The organism is Micromonospora sp. BRA006-A (assembly GCF_033433935.1).
GTDB classification, from domain to species: Bacteria; Actinomycetota; Actinomycetes; order Mycobacteriales; family Micromonosporaceae; genus Micromonospora; species Micromonospora aurantiaca.
Genome location: NZ_JANCLW010000001.1, coordinates 5,692,631 through 5,710,045, shown reverse-complemented (window position 1 = coordinate 5,710,045; position 17,415 = coordinate 5,692,631). Strand labels below are relative to the sequence as shown.

Below are 17,415 nucleotides of genomic sequence, written 5' to 3'. Positions count from 1 at the left end.
GTGCTCAGGAACACCCCGTACTCTTGGTGCCTGGTCGGAGCCGATCACATCGAGCGTGCGGAGCCAACAGTGGTCATGCGTAGCAGTCCCTTACCGAGGATGAGCCGGCGCGGACGCGTCACCATCGGTGTCCTGATCGGGGTGTTCATCTTGTTCACCCTCCTCGGGTGGGGCGTGAACGCCTGGACCGACTGGCTCTGGTTCGACGAGGTCCGCTACACCCAGGTCTTCACCGGCGTGCTCGCCACCCGGCTGCTGCTGTTCCTGGTGGTCGGCGCCGGTATGGCGCTGCTCGTCGGCGGCAACCTCTGGCTGGCCCACCGGCTGCGGCCCAAGATGCGCCCGCACTCGGCCGAGCAGGCGACCCTGGAGCGCTACCGGATGCTGCTGAGCCCCCGGCTCGGCACCTGGATCGCGCTGGCCGCCGCCGTCGTCGGGCTGTTCGCCGGCCTCTCCGCGCAGAGCCGCTGGGGCCAGTGGCTGCTGTTCCGCAACGGCGGTGACTTCGGTGTGAAGGATCCGGAGTTCGGCGTCGACGTCGGCTTCTACGTCTTCCAGTTGCCGTTCTGGCGCTACGTGCTCGGCGTCGGCTTCACCGCGGTGGTGCTGTCGCTGCTCGGCGCGCTCGCCGTGCACTACATCTTCGGCGGCGTGCGCCTCCAGGGCGTCGGCGACCGGATGACGAACGCCGCCCGCGCCCACCTCAGCTCGCTGGTCGCCGTGTTCGTGCTGCTCAAGGCCGTCGCCTACGTGCTGGACCGGCGGGCCATGCTGCTGGAGTACAACGAGGGCGCCAAGCTCTACGGCGCCGGCTACGCCGACGTGAACGCGCTGCTCCCGGCGAAGGAGATCCTCGCCTGGATCTCGATCGTGGTGGCGCTGGCGATCATCGTGTTCTCCAACGCGGTGATGCGGAACCTGGTCTGGCCGGGCATCTCGCTGGCCCTGCTGGGCGTCTCCGCGGTGGCGATCGGCGGCATCTACCCGTGGGCCGTGCAGACGTTCGAGGTCAAGCCGAGCGCCCGGGACAAGGAGGCGCCGTACATCGAACGCAGCATCAAGGCCACCAGGTCCGCGTTCGGCCTGGAAGGCGCGAAGACCACACCGTACGCGGCCAGCAACCTCGTTCCACCCGCCAGCCTGGCCACCGACACCTCGGTGGTGTCGAACATCCGGCTGCTCGACCCGCAGCTCGTCTCCGAGACGTACACGCAGCTGCAGCAGGTCCGCGGCTTCTACGACTTCGGTTCGAAGCTGGACATCGACAGGTACTCGGTCAAGGACAAGACCTCCGACTACGTGGTCGGTGTCCGTGAGATCAACTACGGCGAGCTGACCGACCAGCAGAGCAACTGGATCAACCGCCACACCGTCTACACCCACGGGTACGGCCTGGTGGCCGCCCCGGCGAACCAGGTGGTCTGCGGCGGCCAGCCGTACTTCGTCTCCGGCTTCCTCGGCGAGAAGGCGCAGGAGGCGTGTTCCGCGCCGACCGAGGAGATCCCGGCCCAGCAGCCGCGGATCTACTACGGCGAGCGGATGGAGGCGAACGACTACGCGATCGTCGGGCAGGCCGGTGACCGCAACGTCGAGTTCGACCGGCCCACCTCCACCGGTGGCGAGCAGTACTACACCTACACCGGCGAGGGCGGCGTCAAGATCGGCTCGTTCCCGCGCCGGCTGCTCTACGCGATCAAGGAGCAGGAGTCGAACTTCCTGCTCTCCGAGGCGGTGAACGAGAACTCGAAGCTGCTGTACGTGCGTAACCCGCGCGACCGGGTGGAGAAGGTCGCGCCGTTCCTCACGCTCGACGGCGACCCGTACCCGGCGGTGGTGAACGGGCGCGTCCTGTGGATCATCGACGGCTACACCACGGCGGCGACCTACCCGTACGCCGAGCGGGTCAACCTCCAGGCCGAGACGGCCGACGAGCTGACCGGCCGGGGCACGTTCCAGCTCGCCCGGGAGAACGTCAACTACATCCGCAACTCGGTGAAGGCGACTGTCGACGCGTACGACGGCACGGTCAAGCTCTACTCGTACGACGACACCGACCCGGTGCTCAAGGCGTGGAACAAGGCGTTCGGCGGTGACCTGGTGCTGCCCAAGGGCGACATCCCGGCCGAGCTGGCCGAGCACTTCCGCTACCCGGCCGACCTGTTCAAGGTGCAGCGCAACCTGCTGACCAAGTTCCACGTCACCGACCCCGGCGACTTCTACTCCGGGCAGGACTTCTGGCAGGTGCCGAACGTGCCGGACGCGCCGGACAGCGGGCAGAAGCAGCCGCCGTACTACCTGTTCACCCAGTTCCCGGGGCAGGACGGGCCACGCTTCCAGCTGACCTCGGCGGTGACCCCGAACGGCCGGCAGAACCTCGCCGCGCTGGTCTCCGGGTCGTACGTCGACGGACAGCCGAAGCTGGAGGTGCTGGAGCTGCCGGACCAGACCCGGATCTCCGGTCCGACGCAGGTGCACCAGCAGATGACGAACAACGGCGACATCCGGCAGCAGCTGAACCTGCTGTCGTCCAACCAGGCGCAGGTGCAGTACGGCAACCTGCTGTCGCTGCCGTTCGCCGACGGCATGCTCTACGTCGAGCCGGTGTACGTGAAGAGCAGCAGCCAGGACGCGTACCCGCTGTTGCAGAAGGTGTTGCTCTCCTACGGTGACGGCGGCTCGTACGTGGTGCTCGCCAACAACCTCAGCGACGGCATCAAGCAGCTCGTCGAGCAGGGCAAGCGGGCGCCGAACACCAACCCGCCGCCCAGCACCGACGACAACCCCACGCCGCCGCCGACCGGGGGCGACAACAACAACACGCCGCCGCCGATGAGCGGGGAGCTGGCCCAGGCGGCCGCCCGGGTGCAGACCGCGATCGGCGAGGTCAAGGCCGCGCAGGCGTCCGGCGACTTCGAGCGGTACGGGCGTGCGCTGAAGGCGCTGGACGAGGCGATGAGCGCGTTCCAGCAGGCCCAGGCCGCGGCGAACGGCTCGGGCAACCCGGCGCCGTCGGGCAGCGTCTCGCCACCGGCGCCGACGTCGCCCGCGCCGTCACCGGGCGGCTGACGCCGAACTGACACCACGAGCCCGTGGTCCGGGACCGCAACGGTCACCCGGACCACGGGCTCGTGTCGTCAAACGGACTCCCCGGCCGCAACCCCGGACCCCGCCGCGCCGTCAACAGTGCAGGTGAACGTGTGGGGGCGGAGGGCACATGCGGGACGCGGACAGCTTCGACGACTTCTACCGCAGCACGTCCGGGCGGGCCGTCCGGTACGGCTACGCGGTGGCCGGCGACCCGGCCGAGGCCCAGGATCTCGTGCAGGAGGCGTACGCCCGGGCCTGGCGGCAGTGGGCGAAGCTCGCCGGCCATCCCGCCCCGGAGGCGTGGCTGCGACTGGTGATCAGCAGGCTGGCGACGGACCGGTTCCGGCGGCTGCGCGGGTGGCGCCTCGCGGCCAGCCGTACCGGCCCGCCACCGGACGTCGGGCCACCCGGCGAGGACACCGTGCTGCTGGTCGCGGCGCTGCGGCAGCTCCCGCCCCGGTACCGGCAGGCGCTCGCCCTGCACTACCTGTTCGACCTGCCGGTGGAGGAGATCGCCCGGGAGGCCGGCGTGCCCGCCGGCACGGTCAAGTCCTGGCTGTCCCGGGGGCGGGCCCGGCTGGCCGAGCTGTTGCCCGGCGTCGCCGCCGAGGAACTGGAGGTCAACGATGTCGCGTGAACTGCACCGCTACTACCTGTCCCTCGCCGCGGACACCGACGAGCGGGTGCTGCCGGCACCGGACCGGCTGCGCCGCAGCGCCGACCGCTGGGCCAGGCGCCGCGCAGCGATCACCGTCCTGGCCGCCGCCGGGCTGGTCGCGGGCACGGTGGCCGGCAGTCAGCTGGTGCTCGCCGCCGGGCCGGGCCCCGACCCGGCTCCACCCCCCGCGGGTACGCCCACACCGCTGCCGTCGTCCGCCGCGCCCTCGGTCGCGCCGTCGACAGCCACGCCGTCGCCGTCCGCCGGCCGTACCTCCGGCTCGCGCAGCCCGGTCGTGACCACCACGCCGCCGGCCGCGGTGACCCCGACCACGATCCCGGACCGGGCGTTCTTCGTGCTGCCCGCCGCGAACGACGCCGGTACCGGAAACTACTTCGGCCCGGGGCCGGTGCTGCCGGTGCTGTGCGGCGCGACGCCCGGCGACGAGCGGGTGGTGGCGCAGCGGGCCCGGTCGCTGCCGTACCGCCGGGCCGGCGCGCCGGCGGACGAGGTGCCGTCCGGCAACTACCGGCACAGCATCACGATCTACCGGTCCGGGGGCGCCGGCACCGCGCTGGCCCAGCTGCGCGCGGCGGTGCGGGCCTGCCCCGAGCAGCCCGCCCGGGGTACGCCGCCGGCGACGGTGCGGCAGCGCCTGCTGCCCGACACCGGGTACGGCGACGAGTCGGTGCTGTTCGAGACGCGGACGCCGTACCGGGACGCCAACGGCGATCCGAGCGGCGGCGACGAGGTGCACCTGGTGCGCGCGGTGCGCTCCGGCGACGTGGTGACGGTGCTGTGGGAACAGGGCTGGGAGAGCACCTCGACCCAGCGCGCCCAGTTCGACGCGGACAGCCGCCGGGCGGTCGAGGCGATCCGGCGGTGGCTGGACTGAGTACCCGTTTTGCGCCTCCCCGGGTCGGTGCGCTACGGTTGTCGAGCCGACGCGGGGTGGAGCAGCTCGGTAGCTCGCTGGGCTCATAACCCAGAGGTCGCAGGTTCAAATCCTGTCCCCGCTACTCGTGACGAAGGCCCCGGAGTTCTCTCCGGGGCCTTCGCCGTTCTCGCCGGTGTCCTGCGCACCCCTGTGCGGGGGTCGCACGCCATGGTCACGGTCCGCGACCGGCCCGGCGGAAGAGAAGTCCCGAGACGCGTATGACTGAGAGTCATGGTTATGACTCTCAGTCATATCGTTTCCGGCCAGAGAGTCCCGGGCTCGACCTCGCCGGGCGAGACGTCGGATCGTCGTGCGGCGCCCGAGGGGGATTCCGGGTACCCGGCTGATCTCCAGGAACGGAGTGCGATAAGCTTTACGAGCCGACGCGGGGTGGAGCAGCTCGGTAGCTCGCTGGGCTCATAACCCAGAGGTCGCAGGTTCAAATCCTGTCCCCGCTACTCGTGACGAAGGGCCCCGGAGTTCTCTCCGGGGCCCTTCGCCGTGTCCGGCGACATCCGCCCTGTCCGCCGTGCCCCGGTTGCGGGCCTCGGCGAGGATGGGGTCATGTCTGCATGGAACAAGTGGTGGGGCCGCCTGGGCGCGGTCCTCGGTACGGTCGTGCTCTCGGTCTTCGTACCGGTCGCGGCCTGGGCGTCGTCGGGCACCGGCGAGATCGTGGTGGAGGCCGCGCGCCGGCGCTCCCGGGGCGGGTTCGGCTTCCTCGGCCTGCTCTGCTGCCTCGTGGTGGTCGGTGGCATCGTGCTGCTGGTGGTGCTGCTCACCCGCAACCGCCGCAACCGCCCCCCGCGCTGATCCCCGCCCACCCCGCCCACGCGGGCGGGGTGGACAGGGGTGGGTCAGCTCGCGAGCGCGGCGTTCGCCTGGGCCATGAAGCGGGAGGTGGCGGTACGGGCGCCGGCCCGCTTGCCGCGGATGCTCTCGGCCGCGTCGATCAGCAGCTCGCGTACCGCGGCGTGCCCCTTCGGCGGCGGCGCGGGCGACGGGCCGGCCAGGTCGTCCAGCTCGGCGCCGAGCGCGGCCATGCGCTTCTCGGCCCGGCCGGTCACCTCCGCCGCCACGAACGAGCGCACCTGCTTGCTGGCGTTCAGGCCGCGCTCGACGCCGAGGAGCCGGCCGGCCGCCACGTTCGTGGTCAGGAAGTCGAGCACGTCCACCACCGTGTCCGGGTGGCGGGTGCCCCGGAAACCGGCCCAGTACATCGACGCCCGGGGCCACTGGGCGGCCGGCGTACCCGGGAAGGCCACCGCGCCCAGCTCGTCGTCGGTCAGGCCCTGCAACTCGGGCAGCTGGTGCGACCAGGCGAAGGAGGCAGCGGTGTGCCCGGTGACCACGAGCTGGCGGGCCAGCTCGCCGCTGTCGGCCTGCTCGACCAGGGCGGCGCTCGGTGTGGCCCGGTCGAAGCGCGCCACCTCCCAGAACTCGAACCAGGCGAGCAGCTCGGCGGAGCTGAAGCCGAGCTGCCGCCCCTGGTACAGCTCGCTGCCCTGGCCGCGCAGCCAGAGCCAGAACGCCCGGTAGTCGCCGGAGGCGTCCATGGTGCCGGCCACCCGGTTGCCGGAGGCGCGGGTGACGCGGGCCGCCCAGTTCACGTACTCCTTCCAGGACATCCCGGTGCGCGGCTCGGGCTGGCCCAGCCGGCGCAGCAGCCGGCGGTTGAACACCAGCGCCGCGCTCGTCTGCGCGGCCGGCACGCCCACCGCGCGCTCGTCCACCCGGCCGTAGCGGGCCAGCTGCTCCGGCACCTCGCGCAGGTCGAGCCGATCGTCGGCGACGTACCGGGTGAGGTCGAGCAGGATGTCCCGGCCCGCGTACTCGGCGAGCAGGGTGTCGTCGATCTGGAACAGGTCCGGCGCGTTCCCGCCGGTGGCCTGGGTGGCGAGCCGGTCGTAGTAGCCGCCCAGCCCCTGCCAAGTGACCCGGAAGCTGACCCGCGGGTGCTGCTGCGAGTACAGCCGCAGCGCCTGTTCGGTGGCCGCGGCCCGGCGGGCGCCGCCCCACCAGAACACGGACAGCTCGATCGGGCCCTCGTCTGCGGCCACCTCCTCCGGGCCGCACCCGGTCAGCAGCGGCAGCCCGCCGGCGGCGAGCGGCAGCCCGGTGAGCGCGCCCAGGAACCGTCGCCGGTCGATCCCGGGACGGGGTACGGACTGCGGAGCGCGCAAAGGTCTCTCCGAAGGTGGGGTGGACGGATCATTTCACCGGCCCCCGGCCGGGTGTCAACGCCGGGCGGGACGGCGGTGGGCGCGCCGGGCGGTCCGTGCCGGTCATGGTGTACTAGCGCCGTGGAACTTCTGCACTCGGGCAAGGTCCGGGACGTCTACGCCGACGGCGAGGACCTGGTCCTGGTCGCCTCCGACCGCGTCTCCATCTACGACGTGGTGCTGCCGACCCCGATCCCGGACAAGGGCCGCCTGCTCACCGCGCTGTCGCTGTGGTGGTTCGAGCAGCTGTCCGACCTGGTGCCGAACCATGTGATCTCCGCGACGGACGTACCGGCGGAGTTCGCCGGCCGGGCGATCCGCTGCCGGCGGCTGGAGATGGTGCCGGTCGAGTGCGTGGCCCGGGGCTACCTGACCGGCGGCGGCTTCGCCGAATACCAGCGCACCGGCTCGGTCTCCGGCGTGCCGCTGCCCCGCGGCCTGGTCGAGGCGTCGATCCTGCCCGAGCCGATCTTCACGCCGTCGACCAAGGCGCCGAAGGGCGAGCACGACGAGCCGATCACGTACGAGCAGGTGGTGGACAAGGTCGGGCCGGAGGTCGCGGAGCGGCTGCGGCAGATCACCATCGACGTCTACCGGCGCGGCGCGGAGATCGCCGCCGAGCGGGGCATCCTGATCGCGGACACGAAGCTGGAGCTGGGCTGGGCGGCGGGCGGCACGCTGGTGCTCGGCGACGAGGTGCTGACCTCCGACTCGTCCCGGTTCTGGCCGGCCGAGTCGTACCAGCCGGGCCGCGCGCAGTTCTCCTACGACAAGCAGTACGTGCGGGACTGGGCCACGTCGAGCGGCTGGGACAAGCAGCCGCCCGCGCCCGAGGTGCCGGCCGAGGTGATCGAGGCGACCCGGGCCCGCTACGTCGAGGTGTACGAGAAGCTCACCGGCAACACCTGGGACTGACGCTCAGTCGACCCAGTCGAGCGTGCGCCGGACCGCCTTGCGCCACTGGCGCAGCTCGCGCTCCCGGTGCGCCGGGTCCATCGTCGACTCCCACTGCGCGTCCGAGCGCCACTTCTCCCGCAGCGTCGCCAGGTCGGGCCAGAACCCGACGGCCAGGCCGGCGGCGTACGCGGCGCCGAGGCACGTCGTCTCGGTGATCCGGGACCGGACGACCGGTACGTCCAGCACGTCGGCGAGGAACTGCATGAGCAGCTCGTTGCCGGTCATCCCGCCGTCGACCCGCAGCCTGCGCAGCGCGACGTCGGAGTCGGCGTTCATCGCGTCCACCACCTCCCGGGTCTGGAAGGCGGACGCCTCCAGCACCGCGCGGGCCAGGTGCCCCTTGGTGATGTAGCCGGTCAGCCCGGCGATCACGCCCCGGGCGTCGCTTCGCCAGTGCGGGGCGAACAGGCCGGAGAAGGCCGGCACCACGTAGCAGCCGCCGTTGTCGTCGACGGTGCGGGCCAGCTCCTCGACCTGCGGGGCGGAGGAGATCAGGCCGAGGTTGTCGCGCAGCCACTGCACCAGCGAGCCGGTGACCGCGATGGCGCCCTCCAGCGCGTACACGGCGGGCTGGCCCTCGATCCGGTACGCCACGGTGGTGAGCAGGCCGTGCCGCGACGGCACCGGGCTGGCGCCGGTGTTGAGCAGCAGGAAGCTGCCGGTGCCGTAGGTGCACTTGGCCTCGCCGGGCTGGAAGCAGGTCTGCCCGAACAGGGCCGCCTGCTGGTCGCCGAGCGCGCTCGCCACCGGCACCCCGGCCAGCACCCCCTGGGCGGTGCCGTACACCTCGGCCGAGCTGCGGATCTCGGGCAGTACGGCGGGCGGGACGCGCAGCGCGTCGAGCAGTTCCGGGGCCCAGTCGAGCGTCTCCAGGTCCATCAGCATGGTGCGGCTGGCGTTCGTCACGTCGGTGACGTGCCGGCCGGTCAGCTTCCAGATCAGCCAGCTGTCCATGGTGCCGAACAGCACCTCGCCGCGTTCGGCCCGCTCGCGCAGCCCGTCGACGTGGTCGAGCAGCCAGCGCAGCTTCGGGCCGGCGAAGTAGGTGGCCGGGGTCAGGCCGGTGCGGGCCCGCAGCCGCTCCTCGTCGTACGCCTCGGTCAGCTCCCGCAGCAGCGGGCCGGTGCGGGTGTCCTGCCAGACGATCGCGTTCGCCACCGGGCGGCCGGTCTCCCGGTCCCACACCACAGTGGTCTCGCGCTGGTTGGTGATGCCCACCGCGGCGAGCATCTCGGTGCCGATGTCGGCGCCGGCCAGCGCCTCGCGCACCACGTGCTCGACGTTCGTCCAGATCTCCTCGGCGTCGTGCTCCACCCAGCCGGGCCGGGGGAAGACCTGCCGGTGCTCGCGCTGGGCCACGGCGACGATCTCACCGGCCCGGTCGAAGACGATGCAGCGCGAGGACGTGGTGCCCTGGTCGATGGCGGCGACGAACTCTGCGGTCACGGCAGCACCGTACCCGCCGCGAGCGTCCACCGTCTCCCTCCGGCGGCCCGTACGATCATCAGACGTGCGTGACATTGCCGTGTTCAGCGGGTCGGCCCATCCCGACCTCGCCGCCGAGATCTGCGCCCACCTCCACGTCCCGTTGCACCCGGTGCGGGTGTCCCGGTTCGCCAACGACTGCCTGGAGGTGCAGTTGCAGGCGAACTGCCGGGAGCGCGACGTCTTCCTCATCCAGCCGCTGGTGCCGCCGGTGCAGGAGCACCTGGTCGAGCTGCTGCTCATGATCGACGCGGCCCGGGGCGCGTCGGCCGCGCGGATCACCGTGGTGCTGCCGCACTACGCGTACGCCCGGTCGGACAAGAAGGACGCGCCGCGCATCTCCATCGGTGGTCGCCTCGTCGCCGACCTGCTCACCTCCGCGGGCGCGGACCGGGTGCTGGCCATGACGCTGCACTCGCCGCAGGTGCACGGCTTCTTCAGCGTCCCGGTGGACCACCTGCACGCGCTGCGCGAGCTGGCCGCCCACTTCAAGGGGTACGACCTGAGCAACGCGGTGGTGGTCTCACCGGACCTGGGCAACGCCAAGGAGGCCGCCGCGTTCGCCCGGATGCTCGGCACGCCGGTGGCGGCCGGCGCGAAGCAGCGTTTCAGCGACGACCGGGTGCAGATCAGCACGATCATCGGTGACGTGGCGGACCGGGACGTGATCGTGCTGGACGACGAGATCGCCAAGGGCAGCACGGTGATCGAGCTGATCTCGCACCTGCGCGAGCGGCGGGTCCGCTCGATCCGGCTGGCCTGTACGCACGGCCTGTTCTCCAGCGGGGCGCTGGAGCGGCTGAGCGCGCAGGAGGGCGTCCTGGAGATCGTCTGCACCAACACGGTGCCGATCCCGGCCCAGAAGCGGGTGCCGAAGCTGGAGGTGCTGTCGGTGGCGCCGGCGCTGGCCGAGGCGATGCGGCGGATCCACAACGGGGAGTCGGTGAGCGCCCTGTTCGCCTGACGGCGGCGGGTCAGCCGTCCCGCGGGCCGGTGACGGGCTGGCGGGTGGCGAGCGCGGCGGTGATCCGGACGACGGTGCCGGCGTCGCCGCTCTCCACCTCCATCGCGTCGCTCAGCTCCCTGGCCAGCCAGAGGCCCCAGCCGCCGGCGGTGTCCGGCGCGGGCCGCTCGCGGTCGCGCAGTCGCCGTTCACTGATCCCGGGCCCGTGGTCGGCGACCTCGCAGACCAGTTCGCCGTCCCGCTCCCAGAGCCGCAGCCAGCCCTGCCCGCCGCCGTGGCGGACTGCGTTGGTGATCAGCTCGTTGACCGCCAGCACGAAGTCGTCCAGTCGTTGGCCGGACAGGCCGGAACCGTGCGCGCAGGAGGTGACCGAGTGCCGCAGCCCGGTCACCTGCGCCTGGTCGAAGGCGGTGGCGAGAAGCAGGGAAGGTTCGATGGGCACAACCGTACGCGGTGCGGGGAGTTCTGCGTCTGTCATGACCCCGTCCCGACGATGGTTCTCGACGACTTTCGCGGCATTTCCACCGTACGTCAGGGTTTCTCGGGCCGCACCGCCCGGGGTGCCCTGGACCGGCTGTGACAGGGTGGCCCACATGCCGTCGTCCTCCGGCCTCGAGGGCCCCTTCTGGCGATCGATAGCGGTGTTCCGCTTCGCCGCGCTCGCGTACGTCGGACTGGTAGTGCTGCGCGACGCGGACCGCTACGCGCACCCGGTCGCCGCGGGCGGTGTCCTGCTCGCGATGCTCGCGTGGAGCGGCGTGACGGCGGCCGGCTACGGCCGTCCGGCCGGGCGGCGCTGGCCGCTGCTCCTGGCCGACCTCGGCGTGGTGCTGGCGATCATCCTGGTCACGCCGTGGGTGGTGGGCGGCGCGGCGCTGGCCGCCGGGGTGCCGATGCTGACCGCCGCCTGGCTGGCCGGACCGGTCCTGGCCTGGGCGGTCTCCGGCGGGCGGCGACGTGGCGCGGTGGCAGCGATCGTCCTCGGCGGCGCCGACCTCGCCACCCGGGACCGGATCAGCCCGTCCGCGCTGACCGGGGCGATCCTCATGCTGCTCGCCGGCGTGGTGGTCGGGCACGTGGCGCGGCTGGCGGTGCAGGCGGAGGAGCGGTTGCAGCGGGCGGTGGAACTGGAGGCGGCCACCCGCGAGCGGGAACGGCTGGCCCGCGACATCCACGACTCGGTGCTCCAGGTGCTCGCGCTGGTCCGGCGGCGCGGCGCGGACCTGGACGGCGAGGCGGCCGAGCTGGCCCGGCTGGCCGGCGAGCAGGAGGCGGCGCTGCGGGCGCTGATCGGCCGGGCGGGCGCGCCGCCGGACCCGGGCGGGGACGAGCAGGACCTGCGCGACCTGATCGACAGGTACGCCTCGGCCACGGTGGTGGTGTCCGCGCCCGCCACACCGGTGCCGTTGCCCGCGCGGACCGCCGGTGAGCTGGGCGCGGCGGTCGGCGCGGCGCTGGACAACGTGGCCCGGCACGCCGGTGGCCGGGCCTGGGTGCTGATCGAGGACGAGGAGGAGACGGTGACCGTCTCGGTACGCGACGAGGGGCCGGGCATCCCGGACGGGCGGCTGGCGGAGGCCGCCGCGCAGGGGCGGCTCGGGGTGGCGCAGTCCATCCGGGGCCGGGTGGCGGACCTGGGCGGCGAGGTGCGGATCGCGTCCGCGCCCGGCGCCGGCACCGAGATCGAGCTGGTCGTGCCGAGGAGCCGCGGGTGAGCATCCGGGTGATGGTGGTCGACGACCACCCGATGTGGCGCGAGGGCGTGGCCCGCGACCTGACCGAGGCCGGTCACCAGGTGGTGGCGACCAGCGGCGAGGGCCGGCAGGCGGTACGGGTGGCCGCGGCGGCCCGTCCCGACCTGGTCGTGCTCGACCTCCAGCTGCCCGACATCTCCGGCGTCGAGGTGATCCGGGGCCTGCGCGCCGCGCTGCCCGACGTGCGGGTGCTCATGCTCTCGGCCAGCGGCGAGCCGCAGGGCGTGCTGGACGCGGTCAAGGCCGGCGCCACCGGCTACCTGATCAAGTCGGCCGCGCCGGCGGAGTTCCTGGACGCGGTGCGCCGCACGGCGGCCGGTGAGCCGGTGTTCACGCCCGGCCTGGCCGGGCTGGTGCTGGGGGAGTACCGGCGGCTGGCTGCGGCACCGCCCGCCCCGCACGACGACGCACCCCGGCTCACCGAACGGGAGACCGAGGTGCTGCGTCTGGTCGCCAAGGGGCTGTCCTACAAGCAGATCGCCGACCGGCTGAGCCTGTCGCACCGGACCGTGCAGAACCACGTGCAGAACACCCTGGGCAAGCTCCAGTTGCACAACCGGGTCGAGCTGACCCGGTACGCCATCGAGCGGGGCCTGGACGGCTGAGCGGTCAGCGCGCCTCCGGCGGCCGGGTCTCGTGCACCGCCAGTTCCTCCGCGCTGGCCCCGCCACCGGCCGCGCCGGCGTCGTAGGCGACGTTGTCGGTCTCCTGGTCGGTGTGCGCGCCCTCGTCCGGCTCGACCAGCCGGCCCACCTGGTGGTCGGCGACGGTGCCGAGCTGGCCGTGGTCGTACACCGATACCGGGGAGTCCGGGTCCGAGACCGGGCCCGGGTCGATCACGTCGGCGTCGAGCTGGGCCTGCGCGGCGGCCTCCTCGCTGTCCGCCTCGGCGGCGATGTCCGGGTCGACCGGGCCGGCGAGCGGATCGTCGGCGGGGCGCTCGTACTGCTCGCGCTGGAGTTTGTAGTCCAGCGACTCGCCGTCGAGCTGCTCCTCCGCCGTGGTGCCGAACTGGTCCACGGCGACCGGCGTGCGGTCACCGGGGAGCTGGGCCGGCTCGGGGCCGTCCGCCTCGCGCCCGGTCAGCACGTCGTCGTTCGCGGTGGAGTCGTCGTCGGCGGTGTCGGGCAGGCCCGCCGCCTCGGGATCGGACACGGGGGTGGGGTACTCGTCGTCGCGCATGCCCGGGAACTACCCACTGCGCTCCCCGCCCTAACCGCGTCCGGCCGGGTGGATCGGGAGCAACGGGGCGAAACGGCACCTCAGTTGCGGTACGCCGCCTCGTCCTCGGCGTACAGCACGCACCACACCACCTTGCCGTCGGGCAGCGCCGTGCTGCCCCAGCGCCGGGCCACCGTGTCGATGAGCAGCAGCCCTCGCCCGCCCACCGAGTCCACCGGCGCCGGACCGCCGTACGCGGGCCGCCCGGTCGAGTGGTCCCGGACCGCGACATGCAGCGCGCCGCCGCGCGGGGCCAGCCGGAGCGTCATCGGCGTGACCGCGTGTGCCACCACGTTGTTGACCATCTCGGTGACCGCGATGCAGGCCGGCTCGGCCAGCTCCGGCAGTCCCCACCTGGCGCAGCCGCCGGTCACCAGCACCCGTGCCTCGCGGGCCGCCTCGGCCACCGGGGGCAGCTCGGCGTCGAGCGGGTCGGGCGGCGCGTCCGGTGGCGGCCCGTCCGGGTCGAGCAGCAGCCGCGCGGCGGGCCAGTCGTCGACCGCCCGGCAGACCTCGTCCAGCGCGTCGCGTGCCACCGGATCGGGGATCCGCACCGCGGACAGGTCCACGAGCAGCACCCCGGGCTGCCGCCACAGCCGGGCGAGCAGCGCGTCCCGTACGGCCTCCACCTCGGACCGGTCGAGCACCCCGGTCAGCCGGACCGTCGGCGAGGAGTCGTCGGTCTCCACCAGGCAACGCGCATCCGTCGGCATGATCGCCCCATTGTGCACCTCGGTCCGCACCCGCGCACCGGTCCGGTCGACGGGACTCACGGCCGGCCGGCCCGCGACCGGCGGCTGAGCGCCGCCACCGTGCCGACAGCCGTGCCGGCGGCCAGCCCGACCGCCGCGGTCAGCCGGAGCACCTGACCGCGCCGGCCGGACCACCCGTCGGTCCGCTCCGCCGCCGCGTCCGGCGTGAAGACCGCGCCGGTCGAGTCGGCGCGTACACCGGGGCCGAACTGGGTGCGCGCGGTGTACCAGCCCAGCACCCGCTCGGCCAGCGCCGGGGCGAGCCGCCACTGGAGCCCGATCAGCCGGGCCGCGCCGCCCGCGTACGCCTCGCGCCGAGGCCGCCGCAGCAGCTTGACGATCGTCTCGGCGACCATCTCCGGCGGGTACACCGGCGGCGGTGGGGTCAGCTCCCGGCCGGAGTGGTTGGCGGCGTGCCGGAAGAACGGCGTGTCGATGGTGGCGGGCAGCACGGTGCAGATCGAGATGGTGCCCCGGCCGGTCACCCGCAGCTCCTGCCGGACCGTGTCGGCCAGACCGCGGATCGCGTGCTTCGTCGCGTTGTACGCCGACTGGTACGGCATCGCCACCTCGGCTAGGACCGAGGCGTTGTTCACGAGCACCCCGCCGCCGGCCGCGTCGAGCCAGGGCAGCGCGGCGCGCGTCCCGTACACGGCGCCGAGCAGGTTCACGTCCACCACCCGGCGGAACTCGGCCACCGGGATCTCGTCGAACAGCCCGACGGTGCCCACCGCCGCGTTGTTGATCCAGGCGTCGATCCGGCCGAACTCGGCCACCGCCCGCCCCGCCAGCCGCTCCACCGCCTCCGGGTCGGTCACGTCGGTCGGCACCACCAGGGCCCGCCCGCCCAGTTCCCGGCAGAACGACGCGACCCGGCGCAGCGCGGACTCGGTCCGGGCGGCCAGCACCACGTCGGCACCCCGGCGGGCCAGCGCGTACGCGGTGGCCGCGCCGATCCCGCTGGAGGCGCCGGTGATGACGACTGTGGCGTCGGAGAGGCTGCGGGTCAGCGGCATTCCCCGTCGGTACCCCCGGCCGGGGCGGTCATGCCGACCGTTTTCGCCGGTGATCGACATCGGTCGGCTGTCCCGCCCACGGGACGCACTGGCCGGGTGACCCCGATCTGTCAGGTTTGGGCGCACCGGACCTGGGTTAATGGGACGCTCTGACCGGAGACCCCGTTCGCGAGAAACGCATGGAGGTGCACCATGCGCGTCGGCCTTGTATGCGCGCACGCCGGCTCGTCCACCGACGGTCCCACCGTCGGGACGCAGGAGCACATTGCGCGCGTGGCGGCGGAACTCGCCGCCCGGGGCCATGACGTCCGCGTCTACGAGCGCCGTGCCGCGTCCGCCCAGCCCGCCCTGACCGAACTCGACGGCTACCGGGTGGAACGTGTCCCGGTCGGCCCGCCCGACATGCTCTCCACCGCCGAGCTGGTCCCGTTCGTCGCCGAGTACGGCCGCTGGCTGGCCGGGCAGTGGGCCGGGGACTGGACCCCCGACGTGGTACACGGGCACTACTGGGTCGGCGGTCTGGCCGCCGCGCACGCGGTCCGCGCCACGGACATCCCGGTGGTGCAGACGTTCCACTCGCTCGGCGTGGAGCAGCTGCGGCATCTCGGCCGCGGGTACACCGGGCCGGGGGAGCGCATTCCGCTGGAGCGGGCGCTGACCCGGGCCGTGGACGTGGCGGTGGCCCAGTGCAACGACGAGGTCGACGAGCTGACCCGGATGGGCCTGCAACGCACGGCGGTGGCGATGGTGCCGACCGGCGTGGACACCGGCCAGTTCCACCCGGACGGCGAGGCGGCTCCCCGGGACCAGCGGGCCCGGATCCTCTCCGTCGGCGGGCTCGCGCCCGGACACGGCCAGGACGACCTGATCCGGGCGATGCGGCTGGTCGGTGACGCGGAGCTGGTGATCGCCGGCGGTCCGCCGCCCGAGCGGCTGGACGGGCACGCCGAGGCGCGCCGGCTGCGCGAGCTGGCCGAGCGGGCGGGGGTGGCGGAGCAGGTGAAGCTGGTCGGCGCGGTGCCGCACGACCAGATGGCCACCTGGTACCGCTCCGCCGACGTGGTGGCCTGCACCCCGCACTACGCGTCAGCCGGGCGGGTGTCGCTGGAGGCGATGGCCTGCGGCGTACCGGTGGTCGGCTACGCCATGGGCGGCATCGCCGACGCGGTGGTGGACGAGGTGACCGGCAAGCTGGTGCCGCCGGGTGACGTCCGCACGCTCGGGGTCACGCTGCGCCGGCTGCTGTCCGACAACGCCGGGCGGTTCGCGTACGGGCACGCCGCCGTGGACCGGGTCCGGTGCAGCTACACCTGGGAACGGACCGCCGCCGCGCTGGAGCGCCTCTACGAGCGGGTGATCGGACGGCGCCGCCCGGCCACCCCGATCGAGCCGACGCCGGTCGAGGCGACGCCGCCGGTCGAGGTGGTCGTCTCCGAACGCGGACCGGAGGCCGCCTGAACCGGCACCATCGCGGCGCCCGCCATCGCCTTCTGGCGGGCGCCGCTGTGGTGGTGCTGCGGTTCGGCGTACCGGGTCAGGCCGACCACCGCCGCGAGCGTCACCAGGAAGCCGAGCCCGGCCAGCCACTCCCGGCCGGGCCAGATCTTGTCGTTGAGCAGCAGCAGGCCGACGATCGCGGCTGGTACGGCGCCGGCGGCGTCCATCGCGGCCACCGCCGCCGTGGTCGACCCCCGCTGCATGGCCAGCCCGAGCAGAAGCTGGCCGATCAGCGAGTGGACGATCAGCAGGTAGAGCAGCGGGTCGCGGAGGAACGCCTCGACCGATCCGGCCGAGGCGAGCGGGCGGGCCGCCACCGCCGCGGCGGAGAACGCCATCCCGGCCAGCGAGCCGAGCACCACCGACCCGAGCGCGCCGTGCAGCCGGGCGGCGAAGAAGCCGGAGGCGGCGATCGCGACCACCGCCACGGCCAGGCCGACCAGCCCGGCGGTGCCGAGCTGCCGTGACGGCGCCGGCTGGGCGGAGAGCACGAGCGCGGTGATGCCGGCGAACAACAGCACCAGCAGTACCACCTCGGCCGCGGGCAGCCGCCACTTGAGCACCAGCACGCCGAGGACGGCGGTCACCCCGAGCCCGGCCGCCACGCTGGCCTGGACCAGGAACAACGGCAGGTCGCGGCGGGCCAGGAAGGCCAGCACGAAGCCGACGACCTGGCAGGTCAGGCCGATCAGGTACGTCCGGTGCCCGGCCAGGCGCAGCAGCAGCCCCGGGTCGAACGTGTGGTGCACCGTGGTCCGCGCGGCCGCGACCGACTGGAGGAGGTTGGCGAAGCCGTACGCGATGATCATCGCCGCCAGGAAGCACCAACCGGAGGAAACCACCTGGCGAGGATAGAGGCTCCCCC

16 protein-coding genes and 2 tRNA genes are annotated in these 17,415 nt (G+C 73.3%); 11 read left to right on the top strand and 7 right to left on the bottom strand.

What is annotated here, in order from left to right:
- The first annotated feature begins 75 nt into the window (after positions 1–75).
- The 6 genes from NMK34_RS25985 to NMK34_RS25960 all read left to right on the top strand — a co-directional run bounded on the left by NMK34_RS25985 (position 76) and on the right by NMK34_RS25960 (position 5,495).
- Positions 76–3,066, top strand: a complete 2,991-nt coding sequence (locus NMK34_RS25985) for a UPF0182 family protein (RefSeq protein WP_318335585.1) — start codon at positions 76–78, stop codon at positions 3,064–3,066.
- 148 nt (positions 3,067–3,214) lie between these two features.
- Entirely contained in the window at positions 3,215–3,724 is a 510-nt protein-coding gene (locus NMK34_RS25980; protein ID WP_318335584.1) for an RNA polymerase sigma factor, read from the top strand.
- Positions 3,714–4,640, top strand: a complete 927-nt coding sequence (locus NMK34_RS25975; protein ID WP_318335583.1) for a hypothetical protein — start codon at positions 3,714–3,716, stop codon at positions 4,638–4,640. The genes NMK34_RS25980 and NMK34_RS25975 overlap by 11 nt, the downstream gene beginning before the upstream one ends.
- A gap of 50 nt (positions 4,641–4,690) precedes the next feature.
- A tRNA-Met gene (locus tag NMK34_RS25970) sits at positions 4,691–4,764 on the top strand.
- Positions 4,765–5,066: 302 nt separating this feature from the next.
- Positions 5,067–5,140: transfer RNA gene (locus tag NMK34_RS25965), tRNA-Met, on the top strand.
- Between the two features lie 106 nt (positions 5,141–5,246).
- Positions 5,247–5,495, top strand: a complete 249-nt coding sequence (locus NMK34_RS25960) for a hypothetical protein (RefSeq protein ID WP_091422247.1) — start codon at positions 5,247–5,249, stop codon at positions 5,493–5,495.
- 44 nt (positions 5,496–5,539) lie between these two features.
- Here the strand turns inward: NMK34_RS25960 and NMK34_RS25955 are convergent, their stop codons facing one another.
- A complete protein-coding gene (locus tag NMK34_RS25955; RefSeq protein ID WP_318335582.1) occupies positions 5,540–6,865 on the bottom strand; it encodes an ABC transporter substrate-binding protein in 1,326 nt (441 codons plus the stop codon).
- 120 nt (positions 6,866–6,985) lie between these two features.
- On the opposite strand from NMK34_RS25955, the gene NMK34_RS25950 reads away from it, so the two are divergent.
- Entirely contained in the window at positions 6,986–7,819 is an 834-nt protein-coding gene (locus NMK34_RS25950; RefSeq protein ID WP_318335581.1) for a phosphoribosylaminoimidazolesuccinocarboxamide synthase, read from the top strand.
- 3 nt (positions 7,820–7,822) lie between these two features.
- Here NMK34_RS25950 and glpK read toward each other — a convergent pair whose 3' ends face one another.
- Entirely contained in the window at positions 7,823–9,307 is a 1,485-nt protein-coding gene (gene glpK / locus NMK34_RS25945; protein WP_318335580.1) for a glycerol kinase GlpK, read from the bottom strand.
- A 64-nt stretch (positions 9,308–9,371) separates the two neighbouring features.
- Here glpK and NMK34_RS25940 point away from each other — a divergent pair, with 64 nt between their 5' ends.
- Positions 9,372–10,310: a ribose-phosphate diphosphokinase gene (locus tag NMK34_RS25940; RefSeq protein WP_194800484.1), complete on the top strand. Its 939-nt coding sequence runs from the start codon at positions 9,372–9,374 to the stop codon at positions 10,308–10,310.
- Positions 10,311–10,320: 10 nt separating this feature from the next.
- Here the strand turns inward: NMK34_RS25940 and NMK34_RS25935 are convergent, their stop codons facing one another.
- A complete protein-coding gene (locus NMK34_RS25935) occupies positions 10,321–10,788 on the bottom strand; it encodes an ATP-binding protein (RefSeq protein ID WP_318335579.1) in 468 nt (155 codons plus the stop codon).
- A 115-nt stretch (positions 10,789–10,903) separates the two neighbouring features.
- Here NMK34_RS25935 and macS point away from each other — a divergent pair, with 115 nt between their 5' ends.
- Both macS and NMK34_RS25925 read left to right on the top strand, forming a co-directional pair.
- Complete coding sequence (gene macS / locus NMK34_RS25930) at positions 10,904–12,025, top strand: MacS family sensor histidine kinase (protein ID WP_318335578.1); 1,122 nt, start codon at positions 10,904–10,906, stop codon at positions 12,023–12,025.
- Positions 12,026–12,036: 11 nt separating this feature from the next.
- Positions 12,037–12,669 (top strand): response regulator transcription factor, encoded by a 633-nt coding sequence (locus NMK34_RS25925; RefSeq protein ID WP_318336427.1) that lies wholly within the window; start codon positions 12,037–12,039, stop codon positions 12,667–12,669.
- A 4-nt stretch (positions 12,670–12,673) separates the two neighbouring features.
- Here NMK34_RS25925 and NMK34_RS25920 read toward each other — a convergent pair whose 3' ends face one another.
- The 3 genes from NMK34_RS25920 to NMK34_RS25910 all read right to left on the bottom strand — a co-directional run bounded on the left by NMK34_RS25920 (position 12,674) and on the right by NMK34_RS25910 (position 15,053).
- Positions 12,674–13,246, bottom strand: a complete 573-nt coding sequence (locus NMK34_RS25920) for a DUF5709 domain-containing protein (protein ID WP_174533914.1) — start codon at positions 13,244–13,246, stop codon at positions 12,674–12,676.
- Positions 13,247–13,326: 80 nt separating this feature from the next.
- A complete protein-coding gene (locus tag NMK34_RS25915) occupies positions 13,327–13,998 on the bottom strand; it encodes an ATP-binding protein (protein WP_318335577.1) in 672 nt (223 codons plus the stop codon).
- 56 nt (positions 13,999–14,054) lie between these two features.
- Positions 14,055–15,053 carry an SDR family oxidoreductase gene (locus NMK34_RS25910; RefSeq protein ID WP_318335576.1) on the bottom strand — a complete coding sequence of 333 codons (999 nt, stop codon included), beginning with the start codon at positions 15,051–15,053 and terminating at the stop codon, positions 14,055–14,057.
- Positions 15,054–15,245: 192 nt separating this feature from the next.
- On the opposite strand from NMK34_RS25910, the gene NMK34_RS25905 reads away from it, so the two are divergent.
- On the top strand, positions 15,246–16,511 hold the full coding sequence (locus tag NMK34_RS25905) for a glycosyltransferase (protein WP_318335575.1): 1,266 nt from the start codon (positions 15,246–15,248) through the stop codon (positions 16,509–16,511).
- On the opposite strand, the gene NMK34_RS25900 is transcribed toward NMK34_RS25905, so the two are convergent.
- Positions 16,397–17,359, bottom strand: a complete 963-nt coding sequence (locus tag NMK34_RS25900; protein WP_318336426.1) for a hypothetical protein — start codon at positions 17,357–17,359, stop codon at positions 16,397–16,399. The genes NMK34_RS25905 and NMK34_RS25900 overlap by 115 nt on opposite strands.
- Positions 17,360–17,415 lie beyond the last annotated feature (56 nt).